Annotated in this window: 14 protein-coding genes; 9 read left to right on the forward strand and 5 right to left on the reverse strand. The window is 62.5% G+C overall.

Annotated elements, in window-relative coordinates; translation table 11 throughout:
- Positions 1-2 precede the first annotated feature (2 nt).
- The 4 genes from AB0O52_RS19060 to AB0O52_RS19075 form a co-directional block, all read right to left on the reverse strand.
- A complete protein-coding gene (locus AB0O52_RS19060; RefSeq protein WP_364540885.1) occupies positions 3-983 on the reverse strand; it encodes an ABC transporter permease in 981 nt (326 codons plus the stop codon).
- Positions 980-1,951, reverse strand: a complete 972-nt coding sequence (locus AB0O52_RS19065; protein ID WP_364540888.1) for an ROK family protein — start codon at positions 1,949-1,951, stop codon at positions 980-982. Before AB0O52_RS19065 ends, AB0O52_RS19060 begins: the two co-directional genes overlap by 4 nt.
- A complete protein-coding gene (locus AB0O52_RS19070; RefSeq protein WP_364540891.1) occupies positions 1,948-2,958 on the reverse strand; it encodes a hypothetical protein in 1,011 nt (336 codons plus the stop codon). The genes AB0O52_RS19065 and AB0O52_RS19070 overlap by 4 nt, the downstream gene beginning before the upstream one ends.
- A 79-nt stretch (positions 2,959-3,037) precedes the next feature.
- Positions 3,038-4,162, reverse strand: a complete 1,125-nt coding sequence (locus AB0O52_RS19075) for a substrate-binding domain-containing protein (protein WP_364540894.1) — start codon at positions 4,160-4,162, stop codon at positions 3,038-3,040.
- A 451-nt stretch (positions 4,163-4,613) separates the two neighbouring features.
- Here AB0O52_RS19075 and AB0O52_RS19080 point away from each other — a divergent pair, with 451 nt between their 5' ends.
- Together AB0O52_RS19080 and AB0O52_RS19085 are read left to right on the forward strand one after the other, a co-directional pair.
- Positions 4,614-5,792, forward strand: a complete 1,179-nt coding sequence (locus AB0O52_RS19080; protein ID WP_364540896.1) for an ROK family transcriptional regulator — start codon at positions 4,614-4,616, stop codon at positions 5,790-5,792.
- Positions 5,793-6,026: 234 nt separating this feature from the next.
- On the forward strand, positions 6,027-7,001 hold the full coding sequence (locus AB0O52_RS19085) for an aldo/keto reductase (protein WP_364540898.1): 975 nt from the start codon (positions 6,027-6,029) through the stop codon (positions 6,999-7,001).
- Between the two features lie 42 nt (positions 7,002-7,043).
- Here the strand turns inward: AB0O52_RS19085 and AB0O52_RS19090 are convergent, their stop codons facing one another.
- Positions 7,044-7,802, reverse strand: coding sequence for a DeoR/GlpR family DNA-binding transcription regulator (locus AB0O52_RS19090; RefSeq protein ID WP_364540900.1), 759 nt, complete (start codon positions 7,800-7,802; stop codon positions 7,044-7,046).
- Positions 7,803-7,951: 149 nt separating this feature from the next.
- On the opposite strand from AB0O52_RS19090, the gene AB0O52_RS19095 reads away from it, so the two are divergent.
- The 7 genes from AB0O52_RS19095 to AB0O52_RS19125 form a co-directional block, all read left to right on the forward strand.
- Positions 7,952-9,454, forward strand: coding sequence for a rhamnulokinase family protein (locus tag AB0O52_RS19095; RefSeq protein WP_364540903.1), 1,503 nt, complete (start codon positions 7,952-7,954; stop codon positions 9,452-9,454).
- Positions 9,451-10,224: a class II aldolase/adducin family protein gene (locus tag AB0O52_RS19100; protein ID WP_364540906.1), complete on the forward strand. Its 774-nt coding sequence runs from the start codon at positions 9,451-9,453 to the stop codon at positions 10,222-10,224. The genes AB0O52_RS19095 and AB0O52_RS19100 overlap by 4 nt, the downstream gene beginning before the upstream one ends.
- A 70-nt stretch (positions 10,225-10,294) precedes the next feature.
- Positions 10,295-11,857, forward strand: a complete 1,563-nt coding sequence (locus AB0O52_RS19105; RefSeq protein ID WP_364540909.1) for a sugar ABC transporter ATP-binding protein — start codon at positions 10,295-10,297, stop codon at positions 11,855-11,857.
- Entirely contained in the window at positions 11,854-12,888 is a 1,035-nt protein-coding gene (locus AB0O52_RS19110; RefSeq protein ID WP_364540911.1) for an ABC transporter permease, read from the forward strand. Before AB0O52_RS19105 ends, AB0O52_RS19110 begins: the two co-directional genes overlap by 4 nt.
- Positions 12,881-13,951, forward strand: coding sequence for an ABC transporter permease (locus AB0O52_RS19115; protein WP_364540913.1), 1,071 nt, complete (start codon positions 12,881-12,883; stop codon positions 13,949-13,951). The genes AB0O52_RS19110 and AB0O52_RS19115 overlap by 8 nt, the downstream gene beginning before the upstream one ends.
- 57 nt (positions 13,952-14,008) lie before the next feature.
- Positions 14,009-15,067, forward strand: a complete 1,059-nt coding sequence (gene rhaS / locus AB0O52_RS19120) for a rhamnose ABC transporter substrate-binding protein (RefSeq protein WP_364540916.1) — start codon at positions 14,009-14,011, stop codon at positions 15,065-15,067.
- Positions 15,068-15,239: 172 nt separating this feature from the next.
- On the forward strand, positions 15,240-15,628 hold a 389-nt coding region (locus AB0O52_RS19125; protein WP_364540918.1), incomplete at its 3' end, for a class II aldolase/adducin family protein.

Here is a 15,628-nt window from a genome sequence, read left to right on the forward strand (position 1 = left end):
GCCTAACTGTTCTTCTTGGCGCGGAGCGAGAGGGAGACGGCAATGAGAATGATGATGCCGCGTACGATTAGCTGCTGTGCCACGTTCAGGCCGCCCAGGAGCAGACCGTAGTTGATCATGCTCATGAACAGGCTGCCGACAAGGGCTCCGATGATCGAGCCCTTGCCTCCGGTGAGGGAGGTGCCCCCGACGATGACCGCGGCGAGCACACTCATCAAGTCGGAGCTGCCGAGCGTGTACGTCGCGCCGGCAAGTCGACCCGCGTAGAGGATGCCAGCCAAGGCCGCGGCCATGCCGCTCACGATGAAGACGATCATTTTCACGCGGTTCACTCGGATGCCGCTCACCGCCGCGGCCGAGGATTTGTTGCCCACTGCGAGCACGTGTGCGCCGAACGAGCGCTGACGGAGCACGTGCCACCCGATGGCGACGATTACAACTGTCCACCAGATCAGAATGGGGATCCCGAGAAGCGTTCCGCCGCCGAACAGCCAAACGAAGGCGCTGTTCGTGACCGGAACCGATTGTAGGTTGGTCGCCTGCTGGGCGAGTCCGGCCACCAGGCCCATCGTGGCCAGAGTGACCAGGAAGGATGGCAGACGCACCAGAGTGATAAAGATCCCGTTGACCGCGCCGACGCCAGCGCCGATGGCGAGTCCGGCCAACGCGGCCAACCACCATTGGTGGGTCCCCTGCAGCGTAACGGCCGTGCCGAGGGACGCGAGTGCGACGGTGGAACCGATGGAGAGGTCGATTTCGCCAACGCTCAAGACGAACACCGCGCCGACCGCCATCACTGTGATGGGCGCGGCCTGGGTGATGATGTTGACTAGGGTCGTGGCGTTGAGGAAGTTGCCGGCCTGGGTGATGGCGAAGTAAGCGAAGACGACTACGAAGCCGATGTAGACGACATACTGCCTCCAATCGATGTGCCGGAGGACGGAGCTGCCCGTCCCTGTCTTGACGTGGGTCGTGATGGTCATGATGCTTCTCTTTCCTGTGGCTGGAGGGCCTTGTCGATGGCCAGGCGCACGGCGCCGGCGATAGGGGCGCGGGGGCCGAGCCGGCTGATGACGACCTCAAGGTCGCCTCGGCCGAGGCGCGTCATCCACGCGCGGATGGGCGCGAGGAGTTCGATGCGGGTGCCGATTCCGCCGCCGAGGACGAAGAGTCCCGGGTTTACGACAGCGTCGACCGCGACGAGGGCAAAGGCGATCCACTTCGCCTCCTCGTCGAGCGAGGCGGCCGCACGCGGGTCCCCGCGCCCGGCCCGATCGAAGACCTCGACGGCGTCGGGGGCGACTGCGGGGGCGGCTGCGTCGGAGGACGCTCCATACCGACGGCCGATGGCGTCGCCCGCGACCACCTCTTCAAGCGGACCGCGACGGTGGCTGGCGGGGTTGAGCGGGTCGGCACCGAACGGCAAGTATCCGATCTCCCCGGCGCCGCCGCTCGCTCCGGCCCACAGCCGACGGTCGAGGATGAGACCGACGCCGATGCCTGTGCCGACCGATACGAACGCGAAGCTGTCGTAAGCGAGGCCGACGCCTTCGTGCAGTTCGCCAAGAGCCGCGACGTTGACATCGTTCTCCAAGACCACCGGATGCCCCAGCGCCTCCTCGAGCTCGGCTGCCAGGCTGAACCCGTTGAGCTCGCCGAGATTCGGTGCGCGCTCGAATCGGCCCGAGTCATCGTCGGGAACGCCCGCTCCACCGATCGCCGTGGCGACGACTGCCGAGACATCGGCCCCGACAGCCGAGGCCAGGGCAGCCACCAATGCGGACAACTGCGGAACGAGCTCGGGCCCGGCATCCGGAGCGGTGGGTTCGGTCATCTGGAAGAGCACCCGACCATCGAGGCCGGCGATGCCGGCGCGCACCTTGGTTCCACCAAGGTCGACACCGACGACGAACCGCGAAACCGGAAGGGAGGAATGCTGAAGAACGTTCACAGCACCTCCAGCACGCTTGCGGGGTTGGCCGTGAGGAGCCGTTCGCAGTCCGCGTCCGAGACTCCGCGTGCGCGCAGCTCGGGAACGAAGACAGCGCCGAGGTAGGAGTAGCCGTGGATCCCGTGGGTTTTCGGGTTCATCCAGACTTCGGCTCCGGTGAGGTCTTGGGAGAGCAGGATGCGGTCGGTGTATCCGAGGGAGACCAGCCACGCTACAAGGTCGGCGCGTCCGGCGTCAGACCGGTGGAAGGCGTGCTTGTCGAACTCGCCGTCCGGGCGAGGTTCGGGGGCCGGACCAAGGAAGAAATCCCAGCTCTCCTTGCCGATCGTGTCGATGGCGATGCGGGGCCCGGCATCCAGGACTCGGCGTACGAATTCGGGACTCAGCTGGGTGTCCATGTGGCCGATGACCACTCGGTCCAGGTCAACGCCTTCGGAGCTGAGTATCTCGAGCTGCTCGAACGCCATGGTGCCGTGGGTGGTGTGGGTCATGATCGCCAGTCCGGTCTCGCGTTGAGCGCGGGCGACGGCGCGGAGGCACTTCTCCTCGTAGGCGGTGATCTCCCCCAAGCTTGTCGCCTGTTCGCCGAAGATGCCTGCATGGATGCCCGAGTCGCCAATACCGTCGACCACATCACGGATCAGGCGCTCGGCGAGGATGCCGGCGTCGGCGTCCTGCGCCCATTCGGGAGAGTAGGACTCAAGGTAGAACGCGGTTCCGGAGATGATGTGCAGGCCCGTCTTGCGCGAGATCTCGGCGAGCAGTGCAGCGTTGTCGCCATTGTCGTCACGACCGACGACGCCGTAGGGGCTGAGGTCGACGACGGTCCCGAATCCGAACTCTCGGAGCGACCCGAGAGCCTCCACCGCCCGATCGACGGCGTCGTCCCGCAGCCCGCCGGTGAGCCAGGGTCCCGGGGTCAGCGAGAGGAGGTGTTCGTGTGGCATGACCCTGCCGAGGTCATCGGTCGAAACCGTACCGAGAACGGTTGTGACTTGCCCTGACATCGATGTCTCCTTCGTGGTGCTTGGTGCTTGGGGTGCGGGGCGGGCGGGGCGGGAGTCGTCCGCCCCGTTCGGTCCGAGGTCAGCCGCCGGTGATGCTCGACGGCGGCTGGGTGCCATAGTCGGACAGCCATCCCTTGTCGAGGTCTGCCTTGGTGACCTTGGTCGGGTCAGAGGCGACCAACGCCGGCGCGGTCTTGCCGAGGACGCCGTATGCTCCGGCCAAGGCCAGACCCTTGCCGATTCCGAGGGATCCGTTTCCGACCATTCCGGCAACGTTCGTTCCGGAGGCCATCGAGGCCGCAAGGGTGGTGTCCAGGTCGTTCGTGACCACCTGGATGTCGTTCCGCCCGGCCGCCTTGATCGCGGCTACGACGCCCTGCGCGGCCGTCGCCCACGACACGTAGATGCCCTTGATATTCGGGTTCTTCGCGATCATAGCGGCCGCGATCGTCTGGGTGGCCGTCTCATCGGCGAAGCCTTCGGAGTCAACGATCTTCATGTCGGGGTATTCGTAGGCCAGCCAATCCTTGAACGACTTGTCCCTCTGGTTCGTGAACCAGAAGTTGGCGTTGTACGAGATATAGCCCACGTCGCCGGTCTTGCCGAGGGCGTCGCCCAGGATCTCGGCGTTGGCTTGCCCAGCCTTGGCCAGGTCCTCCGTCACGATGGACACAAAGTCTTTGCCTGCATGGAATCCGGCGGGGGGCGTGGTCATGATGACGAGCTTCGTTCCCGCGGCGACGGCGGGCTTGAACGCCTCGGCGGCGGAGGTCGGGTCGACCGCGATGGTAACGATGATGTTCGGGTGCAGCGCGAGGACTGTCTGAACGTTGTTGGCCTGGGTAGCAGCGTTGAAGTTGGCCTGCGTGCTCGCGACGACGTCGATCCCGAGGTTCTTGAACTCCTCACGCGCGCCCTTCTCGACGGCGGTCACGAAGTCCGAGGACGTGTGCCAGACGAAGGCGGCGGTGTACTTGCCGCCCTTCACCTTCGCCTGCTCGTCACTCGTCAGCGAAAGCTCCGAGAGGGCACCGGGCTTCTCGCCGTTCGGACCTGCGAACTCCAGGCTGGGCTTGGCTGCGGGGCCGGACGAAGCGGCCGTGCCGCCGCCTCCGCCGGAGCAGCCAGCGAGGGCGAGCGTGATCGCAAGTGCGCCGACTGCGGCACGAAAGCCGAACCGTCGGATCGTGGGTGCTGTGCTCATGGGGGTCTACCTTCCGTGACCGGGTGGGATACCAGTTCCGGTGACAGGTAGCGGGTGTCCGTGGCTCTGTCACCTTCGATTGTGCGTATTCCATTTTGATTTCATTGCGCAAGTAAAGTCAACCCCCTCGCTTGTAACGAATAGGTCTCGGAGGTATCACTGCCAAAGGTGTGGGGCACCTGCCGCCCTGCACCTTCGTCCCGTTCACGACTCTCACCGAAGGCCTAAGCGGCGTCGTCGCCCGACTGCTTGATCCCGCGAAATCAGGGGCCACCAGCCATAGTCGGTCCACGGGGGGCGGGGCGAACCGCGCAGCTTTCCACGCTGGAGCATCCCGCCCGGCGAGTGCCATCGCAACATGAACCGGCCACGGAACGAACCCCGCGATGGCTGGATCGCCGCGGCGATTTAGGCTAACTTTGAATTCACACTGATTGCAAAAGGAGGTCTAATGGTCCAAGACACTAGAGAGCTGAACCGCAAGGCGGTCTTGACGGCCCTCATGATGTCCCGACCTGCCAGCCGCAAATGGATTGCCGAAGCATCAGGCATCTCCGCGGCGACAGTCACCCGTGCTGTCGACCAGCTGATCGCCGAAGGAATCGTCACCGAGACTGCCGAGATCATCTCTGAATCTCGCGGACGTCGGGCCGTCGAGCTAGACGTGGTGTCCAATCGCAGTTTCGTCATCGGCGTGGACCTCGGAGCGTCCAACGTGCGTCTCGTCGTCGCCGACCTGCTTGCTCGTCCGCTCCTTGCCCTCGAGATCGCGACACCCGCTGCGAAGACTGCGCGCGAGCTTGCACACTGGTTGGCCTCCACCGCGCGCGCATCGGCCGGAGACGTCTGGGATCGGGTCGAACACCTCTGTGTTGGCCTGCCGGGGGCTGTGAGTCAGCAGAAGCGCACGATTTCCAACGCACCCAACCTGGCCCAGATCGAGGTGCCCACATTCCTGGACGACGTCGAGAAGTCTATGGGCAGGCCGGTCGGCTTCGACAACGACGCCAACTATGCGCTCCTCGGTGAACAGCATTTCGGCGCGGCACGTTCCGCATCCAACGCGGCAATGGTCACGATCGGTTCCGGCCTGGGCGCCGGCCTGGCGATCGATGGCCGAATCCTTCAGGGTGACCACGGACTAATCGGTGAATTCGGGCAGCTGCCCGTCGGACCCCTTGGGACCCGCCTGGAGCACATGGTGACCGGCGCCGGGATCATCCGCCGTGCAGCCGAGGCGGGCATCGATCTCGCCGCCCCCAACCAGCTCTTCGCAAGCGATGCGGGCCCCGCGCTGAAGGCATTGCGCGCCCATTTCGATCAAGCTCTCCTGATCGTTCTCACGGCCACAACGGTTTCATGCGATCCGCAGACGATCGTCCTCGGCGGCGGAATCGCAAACTCCCTCGCTTCGAACCTCGACCGCTACCAGGCGGCTCTCGAGCAGAATCTCCGCGCGTCTCCCCGGCTCGCTGCTGCCGAGTTGGGCGACTTCTCGGGTGCTGTGGGCGCCGTGGTCGCCGCACTGCACAGGGTGTACGCGGATCTTGGCATAGAAGAGGAAGCCTTCGTCAGCCTTCCCGGCGGCGACGCGCTCACGCACGAGCGGGTACAAGCCGCGAGACGCTGAGGAGGCCTACCGGGGTACCTCGTGAAGGACGGCACCCACAAGGCCCGCGTCGGCACTGGCAGGTGGCCGGTGCCGGCAGGCCCGGACGGCCAATGAGGGGTGGGTTGTAAAAAGTGGCAGAAATTCTCGCTACAGCTACCGAGGCCAAGGAAGGTCACAAAACTGTATGAAGGGTTGCACGAGGTAAAGATGAGAAGACGAATGCGTGGCCCTGCTGGCCTGTCGGCGTCATCAGTGGGCATCGACATCAGCACGATGGATGTGTGCACTAGCCAACTAAATTACGGGCCCGGTTCCGAAACCGCTTTGGCGACCATCCGGAGAGTGTTGGAAGGACCCTTCAACTTCATCGATGCGAAGGGTGAATACTGGCAAGGAGCCGAAGGCGAACGGTGTATTGGGCGGGCCATTTCTGAAGCAGGCGGCTTGCCAGATGGGTTCGTCCTGACGCGAAGCGTGGGACCCGCCTTAGCGCTCGACTTCTCGGGGGACGGCATCGTTCGCGCCGTGGAAGCGAGCCTTCAGCGCCTTGGCCTCGACCTTCTCCCGCTCGTCTTGCTGCGTCAACCCGAAGAGTTCAGCTTTGAATCAGCAACGGCACGCAGCGGCCCTCTTGCAACGCTCGTTAGGTTGCGGGACCAGGGCCTGATCAATCATCTCGGTATTGCGGGCGGTCCGATAGATCTTCAACTGAAGTACCTGCAGACTGACGCGTTCGACGCGGTGATCAGCTACGTTCCGTATAACCTGCTGGATCGGGCGGCCGAGCCGCTGATCCAGAATACCGTCTCCCGCGAGGTGGCATTCGTAAATGCCGCGCCACTCACCGGCAGGTTACTTCTGGATGGGACGGGAAGGTCTACCCAGGGCATGAACCGGGAGAGGGTGCCGGCACGACTGGAACGCAGCGACAAGATGCGGTTGATCTGTGCGGCGTATGGCATCCCCTTGGCGGCAGCTGCCCTGCAGTTCTCGACGCTTGATCCGCGGGTTGCCTCAACGATCGTTGGCGCCAGCACCCCGTCGCAAGCCGATTTTGTCACGGACCTTGCGCAATGGAGGATCCCCTCCGGGGTCTGGGACGACCTGCTTGATCTGGTGGAGGAATCTGAACCGGCCATAAGTTGCCGTGATGACGTCATTCCGACCACGGATCCACTGCCTTGCGAGGATCAGGGTGTGAGCTTCCCTGCCGCAGTCTCTCACTGAGCTTGGGAACTGCCTCCTCTTGGGCTTGTCGACCTGCCTGCTTCAGAGGATGTCAGTTACGTCTCGGAAAGGGTCCAGTTTCGGGTCTTTGGGATCGAGTTCCGTAACGAGCAGATCGATCCTGCTCATTGGAAGGGCGCGGGCGACGGACCGCGTGCCGAGCTTCGATGAGTCCGTGGCTATGACGACGAATTGGGACGCGTCCGCCATCGCCTTTTTGACTTCAACCTGAGCCATTGTGGGCTCGCTGGTGCCGATGACCGGGTCGATGCAACTCGTCGAGAGAACACAGGTATTCAGCAGGAAACTGGACAACGAAGCCACAGCCAACGGCCCGACGAGGCTGGCGTTTTGCTCCTCGGATTCCCCCCCGGTGAGATACGCGCGTATCCCCGGCCGATGTTGAAGGGCCGTGAAGGTGGCCAGCCCGTTGGTGATAACTGAGAGCTGCTCAACGTCCTTTAACGCGCTTGCAAGCTGAAAGACCGTAGTTGACGCATCGAAACCGATGGCCTGGTTTGACTTGACCAGGGGAACTAGCTTCTCGGCGATACGTCGTTTCGCAGCAAAATGTCGACCTTGGCGTTGATGAAAATCCTCGGTGCCGACGTAGACCGCACCCCCGCGTACACGCCGGGCGATCCCTTCCTGCTCCAGGAAATCGAGATCGCGGCGAACGGTCATGGGGTGCACTTCGAGTTTTTCAGAGGCTGCGGCCAAATCAACCGTGCCCTCCTCGCGAAGAATCACTCTGAGCATTTCTCGGCGTTCTTCCGTGGCTGCAGAGCCGCTTAGCGTCATGTCTTCCCCTCGGTTGTTATGACCGTAATCTTAGCCGACATTTGTTAGTTCATGTTTGAATCCCTTGCGGTCTATGAAATCTCTTGATAAATTTCACAACAAGTACCACAAGGTGCATTACCGCCTTTCAGCGTCGAGAGTGAGGATCCATGCCCGCGTTTATTGCGGTTGACCTTGGTGCCACGAGTGGGCGGGTCTGTTACGGAATCATCGAAGATACCCAGATTGAACTGAAAGAAGTAACAAGATTTAGCAACGACCCGGTCCTTATCGCTGGCGTGTTGCAGTGGGACACTGCCCGGCTGTTCCAAAAAACACTCATCGGCCTTCGCACAGCCGTTACGTCACTGCGCGAACGGGGCCACTCCGCCAGTGGCGCAGGCATCGACAGTTGGGGTGTCGACTACGGCATCGTCCGCCCTGGGGCACTGGACTTCCCGCCTGCGCGCCACTACAGGTCAGCTCCGCCCGATACTGTTGAACGGCTCCGTCGGCGGATTCCGGCCCGTGTGGGCTATGGCATCACAGGCATCAATCCCCTCCCCATCAATACCCTTTACCAATTGTCGGACGCTGCCGAGCGCGGTGAACTGGCGGGCGGGGGGAAAGCCCTACTGATCCCGGATCTGTGGGTGCACGGCCTCACAGGCACTTTCGGGGCGGAACGTTCAATAGCGTCAACCACCGAGCTCGTGGACGTAACTACCGGTAGCTGGTCTCCGCAACTGGCGTCACGGGCCGGCATCCCGCTCTCCGCCTTGCCGCAGTTGTGTGATACCGGCACCGTTGCCGGCGAAATTCTTCCTGCCATCCTTGGCGCCATCTCAGCGGTCGAGCCGCTAACGGTATACCGTGTCGCCGAACACGACACCGCGTCGGCCGTCCTGGCGTTACCCGCCGAAGAGGCGCACGCGTTTATCTCGTGCGGCTCGTGGTCGCTCGCGGGACTCGAACTGGATAGGCCGATACTGACCGAGGATTCTCGATCAGCAGATTTCACGAATGAGCAAGGCGCCTACGGCACAACACTTTTCATGAGGAATCTGGCAGGCCTGTGGCTGCTCGAGGAATGCGTCCGACACTGGAACCGAGACGATCGTAGCCGCTTCACGATTCCGAATCTCCTCAGGGCTGCCCAGGATGTGCCGGCCCGTCAATTTGTCATCGATGTCGGCGACCCTGCGTTCCTGGAGCCTGGCGACCTGCCCGCACGAATTGCAGGCTATTGCCAACAAAGCGGGCAGCAGATTCCCGAAAGTCATGCCGAAATCACCAGATGCATCGTAGACAGTCTGGCGCTGGCATACCGTACAGCGATCACCACGGCCCGGGAGATCAGCGGGGAACCCGTCGATGTGATCCACATGATCGGCGGAGGTGCCAGAAACTCACTGTTGTGCCAGCTGACCGCCGACGCGTGCCAGCGCCCCGTTCTGGCCGGTCCCGCCGAAGCCACATCCATGGGCAATCTCCTTGTCCAGGCCATCTCGACGGGTGCCGTCGAAAACGTCGCCCACGCCCGCAAGATCGTTCGGGCCAGCACCGAACCGCTGCGGTACAACCCGGCCTCCGACAGATCCTCATTGCTTGCCTGGCAGACAGCCGAGCAAAAACTGCACTACCTCCAAGCCGCGCGAAAGGAAAAGTCGTGAGCCATAAAATAGCCGACGACATTGTCAGACTCTGCCGTACCCTCGGAGAACCCGGGCGGGACCTGGTGATCCTTGCTGAAGGAAACGTCTCCGGTCGAGCCACCCCGGAGACAATGTTTGTCAAAGCGTCAGGGGCAAGCATGGCGACGGCCACCCGACAAGACTTGGTTGAGGTCCGGCTGGCCCCGCTTCTGGCCCTCCTGAATGATGACACGGCCGATGATGAAACGGTTGCGCGCGTACTGATGGAAAGCCTCGTCGACTCCGAAGACAAGAGGCCCTCCGTTGAGGCTCTGCTGCACGCTGTCTGCCAGGAATACGGGGAGACGCCGGTTGTCGCGCACACGCATCCGGTCAGCGTCAATGCGTTGCTCTGTTCGGACCAAGCCAAGGAGCTCGTCTCAGGAACCCTCTTTCCGGACCAGGTGGTGGTCCTGGGCAAGCACCAACTGCTCATTCCCTACACCGACCCGGGCCTCCAACTGGCCCGCCGCGCACGCCGGGAGCTTCAGCACCATATGGTCGCGTTCGGCGCCCCGCCGAAGGCTCTTTACCTTGTCAACCATGGAATGTTCGCCTTGGGGCAGTCTGCCACGGAGGCTCTGCAGATCACAGAAATGGCTGTGAAATGCGCCCGTATCATCGGTGGCGCCCTTTCCATCGGCAACACCACACACCTGTCCGAACCAGACGCCGAACGTATCGACTCGCGTCCGGACGAACACCTCCGCCGCAAGGAGCTTCTCAGTCCCGGCGGCCCACACCAGTGAACCCAGTGCCGCCCCGGTTCATTCTGAACCCATTGATGACCACCACCCCGACGGGAAGGGATTGATCCAATTGTCCAGCCACTCGGCCAAGACCGGCGCCATCGGCGACGTTGTGCTTGAGCTGTCAAAAGTCTCGAAGTCGTTCGGGGCGGTGCAGGCGCTCCGAAACGGCGAGTTGACGCTCAAGGCCGGCTCCATTCATGCCTTGATGGGTGAGAACGGAGCCGGCAAGTCAACAATCGTCAAGATCATTGCAGGTCTGTACCACCGGGATACCGGTTCCTTTACTCTCGACGGAACCGAAGTGGATTTTCCGTCCACTGCCGAATCCAAGAATGCCGGCATCGCGGTCATCTACCAGGAGCCGACACTATTTCCGGACCTTTCCGTCACCGAGAACATCTTCATGGGCCGCCAGCCCATGAAGTCCTGGGGACGGATCGACCGGGCCGCGATGAGAAAGCACGCGCAGGAGATATTCAACCGCCTAAATGTGCATATTGATCCTGACAGGGCCGCCCAGGGACTGTCCATCGCAGATCAACAAATCATCGAAGTTGCCAAGGCGATATCGCTGGATGCGAAGGTCCTGGTCATGGACGAGCCGACGGCGGCCCTGAGCCTCGCCGAGGTGGACCGGCTGTTTGCCGTCGCCAGGGCACTCCGCGACGAAGGGCGTGCGTTGCTGTTCATCTCGCACCGCTTCGAGGAAGTGTATGCACTCTGCGACACGGTGACCGTCATGCGAGATGGCGAGTATATCTCCACCGATCCGATCGATGCGACGGACGTCCCTTCGCTCGTGCGCAAGATGGTCGGCCGGGATGTGGACTCACTCTTTCCAAAGGAGGAAGCCACAATCGGCGAGGTCGCCCTGGAGGTCCGGAAGCTGAACTCCACGGGAACGTTCCACGACATCAACTTCACCGTCCGGGCCGGAGAGATTGTTGGCCTCGCCGGCCTCGTTGGGGCCGGGCGTAGTGAGGTCGCCCGAGCCATCTTCGGTGTCGACAGCTACGATTCGGGCCAGGTGTCGGTCTACGGCGAAACGGTTCCGCGAAAAAACACTGCCGCGGCAATGAAGCTCGGCGTCGCGCTGGTGCCTGAGGACCGGCGTCAGCAGGGCCTCATCCTGGATTTCGGTGTGGCACGAAATCTGACGCTGTCCATCTGCCGAGGACTCGTTCGTTTCGGTCTCCTCTCCGCCAAGGCGGAGAACCTGGCCGCTGACGTGTGGGCCCGACGCCTTCAGGTCAAGTCCCATTCCCTGGCGACGGCAGCAGGAACGCTCTCGGGCGGCAATCAGCAAAAGATCGTCCTGGCCAAGTGGCTCGCGGCTCAGCCGCGGGTACTGATCGTCGACGAGCCGACCCGCGGCATCGACGTCGGAACCAAAGCGGAGGTCCACCGCCTGCTCTCGCAACTTGCGGGCCAGGGGCTCGCAATCCTCATGATTTCCTCAGAACTACCGGAGGTACTCGGCATGGCCGATCGTGTTCTCGTCATGCGTGAAGGAAGAATCACGTCACAGATCCCCCGCGCCGAGGCGACAGCGGAAGCGGTGATGTTCGCAGCAACGCACGACGTGCACCAGGTCGTGGCCGCCACGAACGTGATGGAGCCGACGCAGTGACAACCCTCATCTCCCCCGCACGCAAGAACCATGCCGCGCGGGCTATCGAAACGCTCGTGAAGTCCCGCGAAACAGGCATCGTTCTCGCCCTCCTCATGGTCCTCGTGGTGACAACGGTCCGAAGCCCCGCTTTTCTCGTCAGCACCGACGGCTTCCGGGACCTCCTCCTCACTCCTGCAATCTTTGTGCTCCTGGCCATCGGACAGGCGATGGTCATCATTACCCGCAACATTGACCTTTCAGTCGGATCCGTCGTCGGGCTCACCGCCTACCTGACCGGACGCCTCTTCGTTGATTTCCCGGGGTTGCCGATTCCGGTCGTCATTATTGCCGGAATCGCCCTCGGTGCTCTGCTCGGCCTAATTAACGGAGCCCTGATCGCCTGCGCAAAGGTTCCCGCCCTCGTGGTCACGCTGGGCACGCTTTACATTTACCGGGGTGTGGACGTGTGGTGGGTCGGCCGCAAGCCGATCAACGCGTCGGACATGCCACGCGACTTCCTCGGCTTCGGCGTCAGCTCGTTCCTGAACATTCCCACACTGGCCATCATCGCCGCGCTCGTGCTCGTCGCCATCGGATGGTACATGAGGACTACACGCGGGGGCCGCGAGCTTTACGCCATCGGCTCCGATCCCTCAGCAGCAACGCTGTATGGCCTGCGCATCGCTAAGCGGGTAATACTCGCCTTCGTTGCATGCGGGGCGCTGACCGGCCTCGCCGGCGTCCTGTTCGCCGCCCGTTATGGGACGGTCGATTCGCAGGCTGGAACCGGCTTTGAACTTATCTCAGTTGCGGCCGCCGTCGTCGGCGGAATCGCTATTTTCGGCGGAAGCGGAAGCGTGCTCGGAGCCGCGATCGGTGCCGTGCTCCTGCTGACCATCAATCGGGCCCTGCCGCTCCTGGGAGTGCAGGATTTTTGGCAGCAGGCGGTCGTCGGCGCCCTCATCCTCGGCGCCATCGCGCTGGATCGGGTTCTCGCCCTTCGCCGATTCCACAAACTCATCGAGATCAGGGACAACGCAAATGACTGACTCATCCACATCCTTACACCCGGCCCCGTCCCGGAGCCGAGCCTATCCTTACTACAGCTCCCCGGCGTGGAAACGGTTCCTTCTCACCCGCGAGTTTGCCGTCGTCATCGCCTTGATCATCGTGGCTGTCGGCGCATCGACGTCGATCCGCAAGTTCTCCAGTCCCCTCACCTTGGGATACTTGCTGCTGGATGCCACGCCGATCCTCCTCATCGCCTTGCCCATGACCCTGATTCTGATCTCAGCGGAAATCGATCTTTCGGTGGCAAGCATAGTCGGACTGAGTAACGTCACGCTCGGGGCCTTGTTCGACGCCGGTTGGCCCGTTGAACTCGCAGCGCTGGCAGCTCTGGTGCTCGGTATTCTCTGCGGTGCCATCAACGGTCTGCTCGTCACCGTCGTCGGGCTACCCTCCCTCGCCGTGACAATCGGGACGCTAGCGCTATTTCGTGGAATCGCCGTCGGCATCCTTGGAACGAAATCCGTGGTGAACTTTCCCGAGTACTGGACGACACTAACGACGTCCATATTCGGCAAAAGCGGCATCCCCTACGTCATCGTTCTGGTCGTCATTCTGGCCCTGGCCTTCGTCCTCCTGCTTCATTTCACGCCCTTCGGACGCGGGATATTCGCCATCGGACGCAACCAGGAAGTCGCCGCCTTCTCCGGCGTAAAAGTCCAGCGGACAAAGTTCATCCTCTTTGTCCTGTCGGGACTCGTCTCGGCCCTTGCAGGCATCTACTTCACGTTCCGTTACGGGAGCGCGCGCGGTGACAACGCGCAAGGACTGGAACTGACCGTCATCGCCGCGGTCCTTCTAGGCGGCGTCTCCATCTTCGGCGGGAAGGGCGCCCTTCACGGAGTGCTCGCGGGGGTCCTGTTGATCGGCACGCTTCAAAGTGCCCTGCGTTTTGTCAACGTAACCTCCGACGTCATCAACATTGTGGTCGGCGCGCTGCTGGTCGCGTCGATCGTGTCACCAAGTTTCTTTGCCTGGCTCAAGGGGAAAATTCCGCGGGCCGCCAAAGAAAGGGCATCGAAAGCCCCAGCCAATCGTGGGTAGGCGAATCTCCGATCCAGGCCATCTCATTTTTGTTCGTCATTGAAAGGAAACAAAGAAATGTCGCTATTCACATCCCGGGGGTCACGTCCCTCTCGACTGGCAGCACTGGCAGCGGTCGCCGCCAGCGTGGCCCTTGTCACCTCCGCCTGCGGCGCAGGCGAGACCTCTGGATCGCCCGGGTCCTCCCAGGAGGGCGCGGCCAAGGACCTGAGCATCGGCTTCCTGCCCAAGGCGCTGGGCAATCCCTACTTCCAGGATGCCGCCAAAGGCAGCGAGGAAGCGTCGAAGGAGCTCAAGGGAACGTTTGCTGAGGTCGGACCCGCTGTTTCGGCTGCAGATGCCCAGGTCAGCTTCATCAACACACTCAGCCAACAGGGGACTACCGGAATCGTACTCTCGGCAAGCGACCCGACTGCTCCGGGCTCGGCCCTGACTGCGGCACGCAAGGCCGGCACAAAGGTAGTGACCTTCGACTCCGATGTTGAGCCTAAGTTCAGGGACTTGTTCATAGCCCCGGCGACTGATGCGAGCATTGCGAAGATTCAGGTGGACCTGCTCGTAAAGCAGATCGGCGAGAGCGGAGAAGTCGCGATCCTCGGTGCATCGGCAAACGCTAAGAACCAGAACGCTTGGATTTCGGGAATGAAGGACGAGCTGGCCAAGAACCATCCGAACCTGAAGCTTGTGGATACCGTCTATGGCAACGACGACGACCAGGAGTCGTTCAACAAGACCGCCGCATTGCTGCAGTCACACCCTCAGCTCAAGGGCATCATCGCCTGCACGAATGTGGGCCTGGCGGCCGCGGCGCGCTACATCTCCGACTCGTCATTCAAGGGCAAGGTCGCTCTGACCGGCCTCGGCACGCCGAACGCGACTCGGGACTACATCAACAACGGCACCGTCTCAGCCTTTGCACTGTACAGCCCGAAGGACATGGGCTACCTGGCCACCTACGCGATCGACGCGCTCACCAAGGGAACGATCAGCGGCAAGGAAGGCGAAACCTTCACGGCCGGCCGGCTGGGGAAATACACCGTCGGGAAAGACGGAGTCCTTAACGTAGGTGACCCGATCGTCTTCGACAAGAGCAACATCGGCAAATACGACTTCTAAGTCGAGCGCCACGTCGACGTTGGGGGTGCCGCTGGCGGGGAAATCTACCCCTCCAGCGGCAAACGCCCTCCGTTCGATGAGCGGGACAGCGAGTTGTCCTGCCAACCGAGTAACGCTGACCAAACAGCCGCTGAGCACCTCAGCACCTAGCCCGATTGGAAGCATGAATCACATGGAAAACCACGCTGTTGAAGACCTGATTGCCCGTTCCAACCGCTTGGGCGCGGATAAGCGGAACACGAACTTCGCGGGCGGGAACACTTCGGCCAAGGGCGCCGGGACGGACCCGGTGACGGGCGAGGACGTGGAGTTGTTGTGGGTGAAGGGTTCCGGCGGGGACCTGGGCACGCTCACGGCAGCCAATCTTGCGGTGCTGCGGCTGGACCGGTTCCGGGCGTTGAAGAGTGTTTACCCGGGCGTCGAGCGCGAAGACGAAATGGTCGCCGCCTTTGACTACTGCCTGCATGGCAAGGGCGGCGCCGCGCCGTCGATCGATACCGCCATGCACGGACTCGTCGACGCCGCGCACGTGGACCACCTGCATCCGGACTCGGGCATCGC

The sequence above is a fragment of the Arthrobacter sp. NPDC080073 genome (genome assembly GCF_040686575.1).
Lineage (GTDB): Bacteria > Actinomycetota > Actinomycetes > Actinomycetales > Micrococcaceae > Arthrobacter.